At 63.3% G+C, this 15,718-nt stretch carries 15 protein-coding genes; 6 read left to right on the top strand and 9 right to left on the bottom strand.

Features of this window, described 5'->3' with window-relative positions:
• Nucleotides 1-425: 425 nt before the first annotated feature.
• From tcuB to JQ609_RS26975, 5 genes are all read right to left on the bottom strand, one after another.
• Nucleotides 426-1,532, bottom strand: a complete 1,107-nt coding sequence (gene tcuB, locus JQ609_RS26995) for a tricarballylate utilization 4Fe-4S protein TcuB (protein WP_212206041.1) — start codon at nucleotides 1,530-1,532, stop codon at nucleotides 426-428.
• Between the two features lie 30 nt (nucleotides 1,533-1,562).
• The gene (locus tag JQ609_RS26990; RefSeq protein ID WP_212275944.1) at nucleotides 1,563-2,591 is read right to left on the bottom strand and encodes an esterase; all 1,029 of its coding nucleotides are present in this window, start codon (nucleotides 2,589-2,591) and stop codon (nucleotides 1,563-1,565) included.
• Nucleotides 2,592-2,618: 27 nt separating this feature from the next.
• Nucleotides 2,619-4,019 carry an FAD-dependent tricarballylate dehydrogenase TcuA gene (tcuA, locus tag JQ609_RS26985; protein ID WP_212275942.1) on the bottom strand — a complete coding sequence of 467 codons (1,401 nt, stop codon included), beginning with the start codon at nucleotides 4,017-4,019 and terminating at the stop codon, nucleotides 2,619-2,621.
• A 114-nt stretch (nucleotides 4,020-4,133) separates the two neighbouring features.
• Nucleotides 4,134-5,420 carry an MFS transporter gene (locus tag JQ609_RS26980; protein WP_212275949.1) on the bottom strand — a complete coding sequence of 429 codons (1,287 nt, stop codon included), beginning with the start codon at nucleotides 5,418-5,420 and terminating at the stop codon, nucleotides 4,134-4,136.
• 174 nt (nucleotides 5,421-5,594) lie between these two features.
• Entirely contained in the window at nucleotides 5,595-6,494 is a 900-nt protein-coding gene (locus JQ609_RS26975) for a transcriptional regulator GcvA (protein WP_212275940.1), read from the bottom strand.
• 117 nt (nucleotides 6,495-6,611) lie between these two features.
• On the opposite strand from JQ609_RS26975, the gene JQ609_RS26970 reads away from it, so the two are divergent.
• The 3 genes from JQ609_RS26970 (at nucleotide 6,612) to JQ609_RS26960 (ending at nucleotide 8,093) form a co-directional block, all read left to right on the top strand.
• The gene (locus tag JQ609_RS26970) at nucleotides 6,612-6,815 is read left to right on the top strand and encodes a DUF1127 domain-containing protein (RefSeq protein WP_212206051.1); all 204 of its coding nucleotides are present in this window, start codon (nucleotides 6,612-6,614) and stop codon (nucleotides 6,813-6,815) included.
• Between the two features lie 70 nt (nucleotides 6,816-6,885).
• Entirely contained in the window at nucleotides 6,886-7,503 is a 618-nt protein-coding gene (locus tag JQ609_RS26965; protein WP_212206053.1) for a GNAT family N-acetyltransferase, read from the top strand.
• Between the two features lie 185 nt (nucleotides 7,504-7,688).
• Nucleotides 7,689-8,093: a nuclear transport factor 2 family protein gene (locus JQ609_RS26960; RefSeq protein ID WP_212275939.1), complete on the top strand. Its 405-nt coding sequence runs from the start codon at nucleotides 7,689-7,691 to the stop codon at nucleotides 8,091-8,093.
• Nucleotides 8,094-8,097: 4 nt separating this feature from the next.
• On the opposite strand, the gene JQ609_RS26955 is transcribed toward JQ609_RS26960, so the two are convergent.
• Both JQ609_RS26955 and JQ609_RS26950 read right to left on the bottom strand, forming a co-directional pair.
• The gene (locus tag JQ609_RS26955; protein WP_212275923.1) at nucleotides 8,098-8,928 is read right to left on the bottom strand and encodes an enoyl-CoA hydratase; all 831 of its coding nucleotides are present in this window, start codon (nucleotides 8,926-8,928) and stop codon (nucleotides 8,098-8,100) included.
• 122 nt (nucleotides 8,929-9,050) lie between these two features.
• A complete protein-coding gene (locus JQ609_RS26950; protein ID WP_212275921.1) occupies nucleotides 9,051-9,755 on the bottom strand; it encodes an SDR family NAD(P)-dependent oxidoreductase in 705 nt (234 codons plus the stop codon).
• Nucleotides 9,756-9,941: 186 nt separating this feature from the next.
• Here JQ609_RS26950 and JQ609_RS26945 point away from each other — a divergent pair, with 186 nt between their 5' ends.
• Together JQ609_RS26945 and JQ609_RS26940 are read left to right on the top strand one after the other, a co-directional pair.
• Nucleotides 9,942-11,726, top strand: a complete 1,785-nt coding sequence (locus tag JQ609_RS26945; protein WP_212275919.1) for an acyl-CoA dehydrogenase family protein — start codon at nucleotides 9,942-9,944, stop codon at nucleotides 11,724-11,726.
• A 48-nt stretch (nucleotides 11,727-11,774) separates the two neighbouring features.
• A complete protein-coding gene (locus JQ609_RS26940; protein WP_192737061.1) occupies nucleotides 11,775-12,863 on the top strand; it encodes a Zn-dependent alcohol dehydrogenase in 1,089 nt (362 codons plus the stop codon).
• A gap of 149 nt (nucleotides 12,864-13,012) precedes the next feature.
• Here JQ609_RS26940 and JQ609_RS26935 read toward each other — a convergent pair whose 3' ends face one another.
• Both JQ609_RS26935 and JQ609_RS26930 read right to left on the bottom strand, forming a co-directional pair.
• Nucleotides 13,013-13,366, bottom strand: a complete 354-nt coding sequence (locus JQ609_RS26935) for a nuclear transport factor 2 family protein (protein WP_212206069.1) — start codon at nucleotides 13,364-13,366, stop codon at nucleotides 13,013-13,015.
• 124 nt (nucleotides 13,367-13,490) lie between these two features.
• Nucleotides 13,491-14,963: an amidase gene (locus tag JQ609_RS26930; RefSeq protein WP_212275917.1), complete on the bottom strand. Its 1,473-nt coding sequence runs from the start codon at nucleotides 14,961-14,963 to the stop codon at nucleotides 13,491-13,493.
• A gap of 186 nt (nucleotides 14,964-15,149) precedes the next feature.
• On the opposite strand from JQ609_RS26930, the gene JQ609_RS26925 reads away from it, so the two are divergent.
• Nucleotides 15,150-15,716: a GNAT family N-acetyltransferase gene (locus JQ609_RS26925; RefSeq protein WP_212206073.1), complete on the top strand. Its 567-nt coding sequence runs from the start codon at nucleotides 15,150-15,152 to the stop codon at nucleotides 15,714-15,716.
• The last annotated feature ends 2 nt before the right edge of the window (nucleotides 15,717-15,718 follow it).

The following is a 15,718-nucleotide window of genomic DNA, read 5'->3' as shown; positions in this document are numbered from 1 at the left end:
GACGGAGTCAACCAAGAACTCGTCTCCGGGGAGAGCACGGCATAAGCCGTAAAGCCATTGCGCAGGGAAGGCCGGGTGTTCTCCGCTGCCCTGTATGCTCGTGTGCCGCATTTCTTGTGCTAACCGCACACGGGACCGCGGGTGCAGCGCGCACCCGGTCTTCCCTGCGCCCTCTCATTTTGGGGGCAAGGAATTTCTGGCAAAGCTCGGGCGCAATGCGTCGCGAGAACGCGAAGTTGCGTTTTGAATGATTGCGCATCTACAATCACGGCCGTCGTCCCGGGCTTGACCCGGGACCCATACGCCGCGGCCCGTCGGCGAGAACGCCGGCGTTAGATACCTTCCCAAACAACGAGCGCCGCGGCGTATGGGTCCCGGCTCAAGGCCGGGACGACGAGTGGAGAGAACGGAGCACAATGACGGTGTCAAACATGCCCCATCATCCGCCGCTCGCGCGCATAACGCACCAGGGCGACGAACCGATAAATGCCATGCACGAACTTTCCATAAGGCATGGTGATGAACAGCGAGAACACCACGCCGAGATGCAGCGCCAGTAGCGGACCCATCGCCGGCGTTGCGCGCAGGAACAAGAGCGCCATGCCGGTCAGGCTGGTGAGGAACAGCATGACGATGAACGCGACATCCATGCCGAGGCGTTTTTCATCGACCAGCACAGGATCGCGCTTCCATTTTTCGAGGAGCAGTCCCACGGGCCCGATCAACAGCCCAATGCCGCCGAGCGTACCCAGCACGACAGGCAGGTCCCACCACGGGTAGGGCGCCTGACGCGCCAGGAAGTAATGATAGAGCGTCGCGACACTGGTCGAGGCAAAGCACAGCCCGAAACCGTAGAAGGTGAGGTGGTGATAGATCTTGCGGCGGTCGGTCGGGCGATCGTCCTCGTTGAAGCAGCCGACGCCGCCGCCATCGAGATAACGCAACTCGCCGGCGTCGCGGATCGCCTGCCAGATCGAGCCCGCATCGGCGCGCATGCCGACGGGCTCGCCGATATCGCGCCAGAACGCGCGCACGCCCATGACCAGCGCCACGATCGCATAGAGGAAAGCGGCGCCGAACAGCGCCGCCATCGCGTTGTGCGGCATCAATTTGTAGAACGCGCCGGGGCCGGTGTGGACGCCGAACAGCACTTGCCGGTCGTGGAAGGCGGCAAAGCCGAAGATGAAGGCGGCGACGCTGAGCGCGGCAACGATGCTGATCACGAGGCCGTTGCGCGCGAAGGCGCCGGAAAAGGCGCGGGGCCAGACGTAAGCTGCGTAGGATTCGTTCCGCGCGACGGCAAGCGTCTGCGGCACATTGACGTTGAACTCGTGCGGCGGCGAGAACTGGCAATCGGTGTAGCACGCGCCGCAGCCGTGGCAGAGGTTGGCGAGGTAATTGAGGTCGCCGTCGGAAAACGCGCGGCGCATTTCCATCGCCGGAAACACCGCGCAGAGCCCCTCGCAATAGCGGCAGGAATTGCAGACCGTCATCAGGCGGTCCGCCTCCTCCAGAATTCTCGTTCCGTGCATTGCGCGGTGCTCTCTTCCGTAAAGTATGCGTTACTTGGTGAGGCCCTTGCCCTCGAGCCATTTCTGGATCAGGTCAGCGACCTCGGCGTTGTTCTTGTCCATCATCACCATGTGCGAATTGCCCTTGATGCCGGCCTTCGGCAGGTCGACGACATCGACGCTGCCGCCGGCGGCCTTGATGCTTTCCGCAAAGGCGACGCCGGTGGCGCGGATCTTCGGCCAGCGCGCGTCCTGCTCGATATAGTCGCCATAGACCATCAGCGTCGGAATGTTCTTCAAGCTTTCGACCTTGGCGGGATCGCCGACCCCGGCGGGTTCGATCGCGATCAGCGCCTTGACCTTGTCGGGCCGCGCCTGCGCCACCTTGAAGCCGAAACTGCCGGCCTGGCTGTGAAACAGGATGATGGAGGGGCCGACGCGGTCGATCTCGGCGATATAGGCGGCAATGATCGCATCATCCGTGGTGGTCCATCGCGGCACGTTCTGCTTGACGAAGTTCTCATAGCCGTCGTTCGGAAACTGATTGCCCGGCAACAGCTTGCGCTTGGCCGGATCGGCATTGTACGAGCCTGCGCCGTCGCCGATGCGAAAGCGCTCGAACGGATTGGCGGTTGTCAGGAACACCGGCTCGCTCTTGAAGATATCGGGATATTGCGCCCAGCCGGCGCGGCCGCGCTCGACGGCATCCGAATTGTAGACGGCCCAGCCCTTGCGCAGAAAATAGTTCAGCCAGCCCTCGCGTCCGTCCGGCGTGGTCTCATAGGTGACGCCGGTCAGCCCGCCGCCGTGCCACATCAAAAGCGGATAAGCGCCCTTCTCAACGGCGGGCAGAAAATACTGCACGTACATCTGCTCGACCTGGTAGGTGCCGTTCGGGTCGACCTTGGCCGGCACGCCGCCCGGCGTGAACGTCACTTCCTTGACCGGCTTGCCGGAGATTTCGACCAGCCGGCCGCCGACATGGAACGAGCCCATGTCGCGCAACGCGATCGGCTCGGCGGCATTGGCCGCGCCCATCATCAGGAGCGCTGCAACGGATACAAACGCAAATCGCGACATGAACCCTCCCATGAGTCTTGGCGGCCGTTAGTTTCTCGCATTTTTCGCCGCTTCCCGTCCCGCCACCCGTCCGAACACGCTTCCGATGGTCATGCCGATGCCGGCGGCATAACCCTTGCCGAGCACGTTGCCGGCCATGATCTCGCCGGCGGCAAACATGTTGGCGGAAGGCTTGCCGTCCTTCATCAGCATGCGCGACTGCTTGTTCACGCGGGTGCCGAGATAGGTAAACGTAATGCCGGGCCGCACCGGATAGGCGAGGTACGGCGCGGCCTCGATCTTGCGGGCCCAATGCGTTTTTTGCGGCGTGATGCCTTCGGTGCGGCAGTCATCCAGGATGGTGTGATCGAACGTACCGGGCTGCACCGCGGCGTTGAAATCGGTGATGGTCTTTTCCAGCGCGGCCGGATCGAGTTCGAGTTTTCCCGCGAGTTCGGCGATGGTGCCGCCCGCGATCGGCGGGAACAGCGTCGGCATGAAGCTCGTCACCACGGCCGAATCGAAAATGATGTAGGCGATCTGGTCGGGCTGGGCCGCCACCAGCCGTCCCCAGATCGCGTAGCGCTTCGGCCAGATGTCCTCGCCCTCGTCGTAGAAGCGCTGGGCGTGCTTGTTGACGACGATACCGAACACCACCGAGTCGTGCCGCGTGATGATGCCGCCGTCGAATTTCGGCGCGCGGGCGTCGATCGCGACCGCATGGCATTGCGTGGGGTCGCCGATGTCCTGCACGCCCTTGGCCAGCAGCATTTTCAGGATCGAGCCGCGGTTATAGGGCGTGCCGCGAATGAGAAAGTTGTCGGCCGCCTCGCCCCAATACTCCTTGAGCCATTCGATGTTGGCCTCAAACCCGCCGGCCGCGGCGACCAGCGCCGAGGCGCGGATTTCGGTGGCCCCATCGATCGGCTGCTTCAGGTGAGCCGCCAGGAACATTCCGTCCTCGATGTGGAGATCAGCGACCTCCGCGTCATAGATGATCTGGACGCCAAGCTGTTCGGCGGTCAGATACAGCGCGTTGAGCATCGCGCGGCCGCCGCCGAGGAAGAACGAGTTGGTGCGGCCGAGGCTGAGCGTGCCGCCGAGCGACGGCTGCCAGCGCACGCCCTGTTCGACGATCCAGTTCAGGATGTCCTTGGACTCCCGGATCATGAATTTTGCCAGCTCCTCGTCGGTCTCGCCGCCGGTCACCAGCAACAGGTCCTGCCAGAATTCCTCTTCGGTGTAGGGTCCGGTGAGAATGTCGGTCGCCGCGCCATGGGCGCAGCGCATGTTGCGGGTGTGGCGGGTATTGCCGCCGCGGTAGAATTTCGGCGCGCCTTCCAGCACCAGCACCGAGGCGCCGGCCCTGCGGGCGCTGATCGCGGCGCACAGCGCGGCGTTGCCGCCACCGATCACCAGAACATCGAACCTGCGTTTCAAATCCACCATGCGCTCTTGTTATCGTTGTTTGCATGGAAATCAAATTGGCGGACGCGCGACATGCGACAATGTCGGATACGGCGCGCATCGCGGAATGGTCCGTCAGGATTTCCCTGCAATGTTCTAGGCGGGAACGGCGTCGCGGGTCGCGATGGTTTCTCCGCCGCGATAGATCGCGAGCGCTGCGATGATGCCGAGCGCCGCGGCGCACATCAGCCAGTAGGCGGGGGATGCCTTGTCGCCGGTGCGACCGATCAGCCAAGTCGATGCAAATGGCGTAAACGTCCCGAACAGGCCCGCGGCGAGCGCAAAGGCCAGCGAGAAACAGGTGGTTCGGACATGCGCCGGCACCACCTCGACCAGCGCGCCCAGCATGGTGCCGCTGTAAACGCCGAAGTAGAACGAGAACATCATTTCGACGGCCAGCATCTTGCCGAAGGTGGGCGCCGCGATCAGCCAGTGCAGTGCCGGATAGGCGGTCAGCAGGGCCAGACATGCAATCGCCAGCAACACCGGCTTGCGCCCGATCCGGTCGGACAGCGCGCCGCCGACCGGATTCCAGATGAAATTGGTGACGGCCACCAAGAGGGTGACGAGGAGGGCGTCCGGCGTCGACAGCTTCAGTACCGTCTTGCCGAAGGTCGGCGTGTAGACGGTGACGAAGTAGAAGGTCGTCGTGGTCAACACCGCCATCATCATGCCGAGAACGACGATGCGCCAGTTTGCCACCGCCGACGCGAACACCTCCGATGCGGTCGGATGCTTCTTCATGGCCAGGAAGGCGGGCGTCTCTTCGAGCGTTCGCCGCAGCACGAAAATGAAGGGAATGATGAGGCAGCCGATGAAGAATGGAATGCGCCAGCCCCACGCCGCAACCGTTTCGGCCGGCATCACCTCGCTCAGCACATAGCCGAGGATCGCGGCAACAAAAATCGCGACCTGCTGGCTGGAAGATTGAAACGAGGTGTAGAAGCCCCGGTTGCCGGGGGTGGCAATCTCCGCCAGATAGACCGAGACGCCGCCGAGTTCGACGCCGGCGGAAAATCCCTGCAGCAGCCGGCCAAGCAGCACGATGATTGGAGCGGCGATGCCGATCGTCTCATACCCCGGACAGAAGGCGATCACGACCGTCCCGATCGCCATGATCGCGAGCGTCACGATCAAACCCTGACGCCGGCCGATGCGGTCGATATAGGCGCCGAGCACGATGGCACCGACCGGGCGCATCAGCGCGCCGAGCCAGAACACGCCGAAAGCATTGAGCAGCGCCGCCGTTTCGTTCTGGGCAGGAAAGAACGCCTTCGCGATGGCGCTGGCGTAAAATCCGAACAGGAAGAAATCGAATTGCTCGAGGAAATTGCCGCTGGTCGCACGCAGGATGGCGCCGATACGCGATTTGATTTGCGGTATTTCCGAACCACTTGCTGCGCCATGACGCCGTCCTCCCGCTACCCTTGCCGCCGGCGCAAAAAGTCTCGTTCACCGAGACAGTTAGCCTGCTTGGTGCGACAATTTGGCACAGTTGGGCGTGGCGGCAACCCGCAAAAGGTGGAGGGTGCCCTGAGAACGCGGAATGTCGGTCTCTCAGGGCTTGTTCTGTACCGAGGCAACCAGCCATTGCCGGAACGCCGAGAGTTTCGGCGGGTCGGTTCGTCCCGCGGGCGAGACCAGATAGAATCCGGCGTCGGTCGGCAGCGTGATCTTGAAGGGCACGACGAGGCGCCCCTTGGCGATGTCGTCCTCGACATAGGCCGAGCGGCCCATCGCGACACCGAGGCCGTCGATGGCGGCCTGCACCGTCATGAAGATGAGATCGAAGGTCACGCCCGGCTGTTTGGAAAAGTCCGCCGGCAGGCCGGCCGCTGTCAGCCACAGCCGCCAGTCGTCGCTGTTGAAGTTGCTGGTGTGCAGCAGCACGTGGTCGCGGAGGTCTTCGGGGCATTTCAGCGGCTTGCTGCCCTTCAAGAGATTTGGGCTGCATACCGGAAACAGCTCGTCCGCCATCAGCCAGTCGGCGCGCAATCCCGCCCACTGGCCGCGGCCATAGCGGATCGCGGCATCGACATTGTCGCGCTGGAAGTCGACCAGATTGGTCGAGGTGGTGATGCGCACGTCGATCCCGGGATGGGCTTCCTGGAACGCGGCAAGGCGCGGCAGCAGCCATTTGGCGGCAAGCGAGGCCAGCGTCGAAACGGTCAGCACATGGTCGTCGTCCTTGCGCAGCAGCCGATCGGTGGCGAGCCGCAGATCGTTGAAGGCGGCGCGGATGCCGGGCAGGTAATCGACCGCCTGCGGCGTCAGCGTCAGCGCCCGGTTCTGGCGCACGAACAGGCGGACGCCGAGCTCTTCTTCCAGCCGCTTGATCTGATGGCTGATCGCGGTCTGCGTGACGTTCAGCTCGGCCGCGGCCTGCGTGAAGCTCAGATGCCGGGCGGCAGCCTCGAAGGCGCGCAACCCATTCAGCGACGGCAGCCTGGCGGTCATTTCCAGCACTTCCCCAATATATGAGTTTTTATCATCCGAAACGGTACAAAGTGTCGTTTGTGAAAGGCCTCTGGAGCGCAGATATTAGCGACAACAGATTAGAGATAGGAGCTTCAAATGTCTACTTTCACGCATGAATCGATGATAAATCATCATGGACAGAGCCTTTTCAGCCAGGTCGCCGAACTCTTCCATGTCTGGCGGCAGCGCTCGGCGGCTCGCCGGGAACTGGCCAACTGGTCGGACCGGGAACTCCACGACATCGGCGTCTCCCACGGCGATGCCATCTACGAAGCCTCGAAACCATTCTGGCGGGCCTAAAGGCAGCCAGGCCGGCGGCGCCTCATCAGGGGGACGCCGGCCATTCTTTCGGGAGCAATGGGAGCGTGCGATGACGACGATGCGTTTCGACGATCTCAGGCAATATTCGGACGTGCTGCGCGCGCGCAGCGGCGAGGCGCTGAGCGTGCGTTTCGTCGAGCCGCGCGATGCCGAGGCATTGCAAAGCTATTTCCGCGCGCTGACTATCCGCTCCCGCTACAACCGCTTCCTCGGCGCTATCAGCGAACTGCCGCCGTCGGTGCTCGAGGATTTCATCCATATCGGCGAGGCCGACCGCTTCAGCGTGGTCGCGACCATGCTGGTCGACGGCCATGAGATCATCGTCGGCGAAGCCCGCTACGCGTTCGAGAACGGCAGCATCGAATTCGGCCTGTCGGTTGACGACCGCTGGCAGGGCCATGGCATCGGCAAGGCGCTGTTGAAAAATCTCGAATGCCGCGCCGCCTCGTTCGGCGCTGACAGTCTGTTCGGCGACACCCTGCGTTCCAACGAGGCCATGATCGGCCTCGCCCGCAAATCCGGCTACGACTTCATGCCGACCCCCGGCGATTGGAAACTGGTGCGCTTCGCAAAGAATATCGACGTCGAACCGCAAGACATCCCCTGTGCAAGCTGGCGGCTCGCCGCCCTCTCCCGCCAGGCCACTATGTCCTCGGTTGCGGTTTGACGAAACTAGGCCCGGTTCTGGCTGACCAGAACCGGGCTATTTTTATGCCTCGGCTTCCGCCGCATTCACGCAGCCTCCTCACTCCAGTCGGTCGACGTCGAAACCTCGCGCCCGGCCGCGAGCTCCTTCGATTGAAAACCGCGCCAGCCCCGTTTAGCCTAGCCCCACCGAGCGGAGGGCGGCGTATGTCAGTCGATGCTGAATTCGTGCGGAAAATCTTTGCCGGCCTCGAACACGGCGACGGCGCAGCATTCTTTGGCCATGTTACTGACGATGTCGACTGGATCGTGATGGGCACGCATCCGCTCGCCGGCCACTACACATCAAGGGCCGATTTCATCGCCGGGACCTTTGCGAAACTCGGCAAGGTGTTGCCCAATGGCGCGCAATTGCACGTCGACAATCTGATCGTGAATGATGATGTCGCGGTTGTGGAGTTGCATTCGGAAGCGACCGCCAGGAACGGTTTTCGCTTCGACAACCACTATTGCTGGGTCTGCTATTTCAAGAACGACAGAATCGTGCGCGTGCGCGCCTACCTGGATTCGGTGATGGTAGCGCGGCTGTTCGCCGAGAACCCGATAAGTTAGGTTCTCAACCGCCTTTGAACACCGGCTTGCGCTTCTCGATGAAGGCCTGCACCGCTTCCTTGTGATCCGCCGTCACCTGGGTGCGGATCATGCGTTCGGCTTCATGATCGCGCGCGGTGGCGAAATCGAACATCAGGGCTTCGTCGAGATTGTCCTTCATATAGCGGATCGCGATCGTCGGACCTTCCGCGATCGATTTGGCGAGTGCAAAGGCGTCGGCCTGCAGCCTGTCGTCCGGCACCACGCGGTTGACGAGGCCGATGGTCTCGCACCTGTCGGCATCCACCCGCTCGCAGGTGAACATCAATTCGCGCGCCCGCGCGGTGCCGACGAGGCGCGTCAGCAGCCAGGCGATGCCATAATCGCCGCTCAGCCCCACCTTGAGATAGCCGGTGGACAGGAACGCCGATTGCGCGGCGATACGGATGTCGCAGGCCATCGCCAGCGCAAGCCCGGCGCCGACCGCGGGGCCGGGCAGGGCCGCAATGGTCGGTTTGCGCACCGAGACCAGGGCGCCGGTCAGCAGGCGCTGCCGTTCCTGCAGATCGGCGACCCGCTCGTCATGCGACATTTCGAGCTTCTTCTTGTCGCGGTTGGCGCCCATGCCCTTGACGTTGCCGCCGGCGCAGAACGCCGTACCGGCGCCGGTGAGCAGCAGCGCGCCGACTTCGGGATTCTCGCCGCAGGTCTTGATCATGTTGCGCAGCGCCGGCGTCAGATGATCCGACATCGCGTTGCGCGCCTCGGGGCGGTTCAGCGTGATGATGGCGACGCGGTCGCGGATCACGCACAGCAATTCATTGGTGCCGGTGTCGAAGGTGGTTTCAGTGGCCATGATTCCCCCAGTTATTGTTCTTCGTAGGGTGGGCAAAGCGAAGCGTGCCCACCATTGACGCTCATTCCGGCGATAGATGGTGGGCACGGCGCAAGCGCGCCTTTGCCCACCCTACGCATTCCCTAAAACTTCTCCACCCACGGCCGCAATTCCAGCTCCCAGGTCCAGGCGCTGCGCGGCTGTTGCAGCACGTTCCAGTAACTCAACGCAATGGCGTCAGGGTCGAGCATCGAATCAGGCCGATCGGCGGGCTCGGCGCGCGCGGCGCTGCGGATGCCGCCGTCGATGACGAAATGCGCGACGTGAATGCCTTGCGGCGATAGTTCACGCGCCATGCTCTGGGCGAGGCCGCGCAGCGCGAACTTGCCCATCGCGAACGGCGCCGATTGCGGATAGCCCTTGACGCTGGCGGAAGCGCCGGTGAACAGGATCGCGCCATGTTTATTCGGCAGCATGCGCGTGGCCGCCTGCTGCGCCACCAGGAAACCGCCGAAGGCGCTGACCGCGATCGCGTTGGCGACGTCGGCCGGCACCAGGTCGGTGAAGGGGCCGCGTGCCCGCCCGCTGGCGTTATAGACGACGACATCGGGTGTCGCGATCTCGCGCTCGACCTGACCGAACAGCCGTTCGACGTCGTCCGCATTGGTGGCGTCGCAGGCATAGGCGCGGGCTCCGGTTTCGGTGCACAGCGCGCCGAGCTTTTCGATTTTGCGGGCGGCGAGCGCGACGCGGATTTTCTCCCGGGCGAACAATCGCGCCAGCGATGCGCTCAATCCCTCGCCGGCACCGACGATCAGGGCGGTTTTGTAGGTTGGCGGGGTCGGCATGGCGGCTCTCCAGAAATGACCGGGAACAGGTATTTAGGGGCGTAATTCCGCCAGACAACCGTCAGGTCATGGCGAGGCTGATACCCGTCCGCCATGGGGTGCCCCTCCAATTATGCTTGTTGACGGCTTGATCGCCGGCGTTATCGGTAGATGATCAATATCGGGCGGAACGAACAAGAGATAAATATGCAGCAGCCTCTCACGCATGATCGCAGCACGGCCGCGGCCGATAAGCCGGGATTGCTTGCGCCGGACACATCCGGCATGAACTTCTACCGGGCGGATCCGGCGCTGACCGATCTGCTGCGGCTGCATCTGCCGGAGGCGTTGTTTCGCCACATCGAACCGCATCTCGACCGGCTTGGCGAACTCGCCGGCGGTCACCTCGACGAATGCGCACGGCTGGCTGATCGGCACACGCCGGTGCTGCATCAGCGCGACCGCTTTGGCCGCGATTCCCAGTATATCGAATATCATCCGGCCTATCGCGAGTTGGAGAAGGCCGCGTTCGGCGAGTTCGGCATTCACGCGCTGTCGATCCGCAAGGGCATCATGGGATGGCCGGACAAATATCCTGTCGTCGCCAAGCACGCCTTTACGTTCCTGTTCAATCAGGCCGAGTTCGGCCTCGGCTGCCCGATCAACGTCACCGACGGCTGCGCCAAGCTGTTGAATAATTTCGGCAGCGAGGCGCTGAAGGCGCGATATCTCGACGGCCTGACGCAGACCGACATGAGCAAGCTGACCCAGGGCGGCCAGTTCATGACCGAGAAGGAAGGCGGTTCCGACGTCGGCACGCTCACCACGACGGCCGTGCAGGAGGGCGATCACTGGCGGCTGCATGGCGAAAAATGGTTCTGCTCCAATGCCGACGCCGAAGTGGTGATGTTGCTGGCGCGCCCGGAAGGCGCAGGGCCCGGCACGCGTGGCGTCGGTCTGTTCCTGATGCCGCGGCGGCTTGAGGATGGGTCGCAAAATCACTACCGGATCGTGCGTCTGAAGGACAAGCTCGGCACCCGCTCGATGGCTTCGGGCGAGATCAAGCTGGAGGGCGCGATTGCCTATGCCGTCGGCAAGCTCGATCGCGGCTTTGTGCAAATGGCCGAGATGGTCAATTCCTCGCGGCTTTCCAACGGCGTCAAATCCACCGCGCTAATGCGGCGCGCGCATCATGACGCGATGACGGTGGCGCGAAATCGCGTGGTGTTCGGCCAGCGCATCATCGACCTGCCGCTGGCGCGGCGGCAGCTGATGAAGATCATGCTGCCGACCGAACAGGCGTTGTCGATGAGTTTTCTCACCGCTGACGCGCTTGATCGCGCCGAAGCCGGCAGCCAGGACGCGGCAGCATTGCTGCGGATCCTGACGCCGACGCTGAAATTCCGCGCCACCCGGGATGCCCGCAAGGTGTGCGGCGATGCGCTCGAGATGCGCGGCGGTATCGGCTACATCGAGGAATTCGCCACCCCGCGATTGCTGCGCGATGCACATCTCGGTTCGATCTGGGAAGGTACGGGCAATATCGTCGCGATCGATGCGCTGAAGCGCGCGGTCGGCCGCCACGGCGCGGACGCGGCGCTATCAGCCGATCTCCATGCCCGCCTCGACGACAGCGCCAATGTGCCGCAGGCTTGGCGCAGCCGCCTGCGCGAACTGACAGATCGCGCGGTTGGTTTTGCGCGCGAGGTCGCCAGCAAGTCGGACAATGAGGGCGACGCGCGGCGTGCCACCAGCCTGCTTTATCATGTCGCCAGCGCCGTGGCCTTGGCATGGGAGGGCGGCCGCATCCATGAGATGCGCGGCGACGCCAGACGGCTGCTGCTTTCGCGCATGGTGATCGATCATCGGGTCTCTGCGTCAGATCCGTTCCGCTTGGCGGAAAATGCCACGCAGCGCGCGATCACGGAGCACCTGCTCGGCGAACGCGCGGTAGGGATGGCCGAGGTTGGCGAATTGCTCACCGCAGCGTAGGCTGCCGGCCACGCTGATATTCAAGAATAACAATCAAGGGAGTACCCGATGAAGGCCGCCGTCCTGCATGAAGTGAACCAGCCGCTCGTGATCGAGGATGTCAGCGTGCCCAATCCCGGTCCGCGCGAAGTCTTGATCCGCACGCGTGTCGCCGGCCTCTGTCATTCCGACCTGCACTTCATGGAAGGGCTTTATCCGCATCCGCTGCCCGCCGTGCTCGGCCATGAATCGGCCGGGGTGGTCGAAAAAGTCGGCTCGGACGTCACCTATGTGAAGCCCGGCGATCACGTCGTGACGTGTCTATCGGTGTTCTGCGGCACTTGCGACAATTGCACCACCGGCCGCACAGTGCTGTGCACCGACACCACGGTGAAGATGCTGCCGGGCGTGTCTAACCGGCTGTCCTGGGCGCGCTCGGAGAAACTCAACCAGTTCCTCAATCTGTCGTCGTTCGCCGAGCAGATGCTGGTGCACGAAAACGCCATCGTCAAAATCCGCAACGATATGCCGCTCGAACTGGCCGCGCTGATCGGCTGCGGCGTCATCACCGGTTACGGCGCGGTCGTGAACACGGCCAAAGTCACCGCCGGCGAAACGGTCGCGGTGATCGGCTGCGGCGGCGTCGGCATGGCCGCGATCAACGGCGCTGCGATCGCCGGCGCCGGCCGCATCATCGCGATCGACACCAATCCCGCCAAACTGCAACTGGCGACCAAGCTCGGCGCCACCGACATCGTCGATCCCCGCAATGGCGACGTCGTGCAGCAGGTACGCGAACTCACCAAGGGCGGCGTCAACCATTCCTTCGAAGTGCTGGGCCGCAAGGAGACCGCGGAGCAGTCGTTCGCGATGCTGGCCGCTGGCGGTACCGCGACCATCGTCGGCATGATCCCGTTCGGCCAGAAGATCGAGCTGCACGGCTTCGACTTCCTGCGCGAGCGCAGAATCCAGGGCTCCTCTATGGGCTCCAACCATTTCCGCGTCGACATGCCCCGCCTGGTCGAATTCTACATGCGCGGCAAGCTGCATTTGGAAGACTGGATTTCGGCCAAGCTGAAACTGAGCGAGATCAACGAGGGCTTTGCCAACATGAAGGCGGGGAAGACGGTTCGAAGCGTGATCATGTTCGATGCGTAGCATCCGTCGTCCCGGCCTTGAGCCGGGACCCATACGCCGCGGCGGACGTGGCTAAGCAAGGAAGATAACGACCAGGCGTGCAAAAGCAATTGCCGCTGGTGGTTATGGGTCCCGGCTCAAGGCCGGGACGACGCCTGCGGTTTTGGCACCTACCGCGACACATGCGCTGATACGGCCAGCCATTTCCCGTTCTGCTTCGCCCAGCAATCGGTATACCGTCCTTGCGCTTCGTGCCCGTCCGCCGTCGTATAACGCGTCGCAGCGTGGATGATCGCGAAGTCGCCGAGCACGCGGATTTTGACGTCTTCGGCCCGCAGATTCCGGATCGTCACCGGAACGGCGGTCTGCTTGAGGAAGCCCGATCGGTCGACCAGCGACTTGTCGGGATTAGAGCAGTAGAAATCCGGCGCCAGAATCTGATCGAAGCGTTTGACGTCGCTGTTCTGCACCGAGTCGATATAGTCGCGGTTCAGCGTGGTGAGTTGTTCGATGTCGTTACTCATGGGGTCTCCCCTATTTCATTCCGTCATTGCGAGGAGCGAAGCGACGAAGCAATCCATGCTTCCTTTGCGGCACGATGGATTGCGTCGCTACGCTCGCAATGACGGTGTTGCCGTTGCTAGCCCTTCAATCATCCAACATCGGCGGCGGCTTGAACCCGCCGAATTCGCGCTCGATCAGTTCGGCAAGCTTCAAGGGCGTGCGGTCTTCCAGCCAGGGGCCGACGATTTGCACGCCGATCGGCAACCCATCCGGCGCGAAGCCGGTCGGGATCGCGGTGGAAGGCAGGCCGGGCAAGGTGGCGATGCCGGGCCAGGCCAGCTGATCCGGATAGACGTAATCCCTGCCGTCGATCCTGATGCGCCGTTGTTCCTGGTCGGCTGAATGATCGTGCGGATAGGCCGGCGTCGGCATGATCGGGCAAATCACGGCGTCGAACGTTCGGAACAGCTCGCGCCATTGCGCCCGCAGACGCACGCGCCCGCCGTCGGCCATCAGCCAGTCGCGATGGCTGAGCGCGATGCCGCGCAGGCGCTCGGCGCCAAGGCTCATATCGTCCGCTGGAAGTGAGGCCGCGGCAGCTTGCGCGTCGGCATAGACCTCGGGCGCAAAGGACGCCGCGAGGAACGACAGCAGCATCCGCATATAGAGCCGGGATGATGCGGCGAAGTCCGGCAATAGCCGGCTTTGCCGCTCGACCTTGACGCCGGCCTTGGCGAGATTGGCGGCAAGTGCTTCCAGCGTTCCGCGCACGATCTTGTCGGTCGGCATCAGCGGATCGGTATCGATCAGCAGCACGCGGAAATCCTTCAACGCGTTGTGGCGTGCGGCCGGCAGCTCGAGCTTGTAGCCCTTGCCGGCGTCAAGCGGATCGGGGCCGGCCATCACGTCGAGCAGCAGCGAGAGATCGGCCGCGCCGCGCGCCATCGGTCCGATCACGGAAAGGTCGCGATTGGACGGCAGCGGCGGCAAGGGCGGCGGTGTGTGGCCGCGCATGGCCACGAGGTCGAAGGTCGGCTTGTGCGCATAGATGCCGCAGTGAAAGGCCGGCACGCGCAAGGAGCCGCCGATGTCGGAGCCGAGCGACAGCGCGCCGTAGCCGGCCGCGAGCGCCGCCGACGATCCGCCGGACGAGCCGCCCGGCGTGCGGCCGAGATCGAACGGATTGTTTGTCGTGCCGTAGATGTCGTTGTAGCTCTGCCAGTCGGCGAGCCCGACCGGCACGTTGGTCTTGCCGAGGATCACGCCGCCGGCAGCCTTGACGCGGGAAATAGGCAGCGCGTCTTCGGTTGGCTTGAAGTCCTTCTGTGCCGGATTGCCCCAGGTCGTGGGCAGGCCCGCGACATTGAAGGATTCCTTCACTGTCATGGGGATGCCGAGCAGCGGCTTGCTGACGCCGCGCGCCAGTTCCGCATCGGCGGCACGCGCAGCGGCGAGGCCGCTGTCGAAATCGCGCACGCAGATCGCGTTGATCTTGGCATCGTGCCGCTCGATGCGGCCGATCGCGTCCTGCGCCAGCTCGACGGCGGAAACTTTTTTCGCAGCGAGCGCTGCCGACAGTTCGACGGCGGTCTTGAAACTCCATTGCGACTTGGCCAAGGCTTGCTCCCGGTCTGTTCTTGATGCGGCGCGGATGATGCTCAGTTTGGCGGGGCGCCGCAAGAGCAATAGCTGTACAGCGGCGGGGCGGTTCTGTTGACAGCTATTGGCGAGCGCGCCGCTCGCGCTGTAGTCTCGATCAACACGTCTTGAATTCCCGAAGAAAAATCAAACGGCGAGGAATCCATGCCACCGACCGCGAACCGAAAGTTTCCCGCGCTGTCCACCAAGCGGCTGACGTTGCGGGCTGCGACTCCAAAGGATGTTCCAGCGTTTCGGGCGCTGATGTCGGTTCCCGATGTAACGCGTTTTTCCAACTGGCCCGATGCACCATCCACGGCGCAAGTCGAACGGTCCGTGCGCTGGATGTCCAGGCTCCACGGCTCCGGCAAGGGTTGTGGCTGGATCATCGAGATCAGCGGCACAAGGGCACTGGCCGGTGCGATCCGCTTCAACAGCATCGAGAAGAAATGGCGGTGCGGCCAGATCGGCTACGAGCTGCATCCGGACTATTGGGGCAAGGGCCTGATGACGGAGGCGGTGCGGGCCGTGGTGGCGTACGGACATCAGACGTTCAGGCTCAATCGCATCGATGCCTGGACGTTGCCCGGCAACGCCGCGTCCGACCGCGTGCTGGAAAAGTCAGGCTTTCAGTATGAAGGCACCATGCGGCAAAAAGCCTGGTTCAAGGGTGCGTTTCATGACTTTCGAATGTTCGGCCGGATCGCGGCGGATGCCGCGAATCCGAGATGAGC

This window comes from Bradyrhizobium sp. AUGA SZCCT0169 (assembly GCF_018130085.1).
Taxonomy (GTDB): Bacteria; Pseudomonadota; Alphaproteobacteria; order Rhizobiales; family Xanthobacteraceae; genus Bradyrhizobium.
The sequence above is the reverse complement of the archived record's forward strand: the minus strand, read 5'-3'. Positions and strand labels throughout refer to the sequence as shown.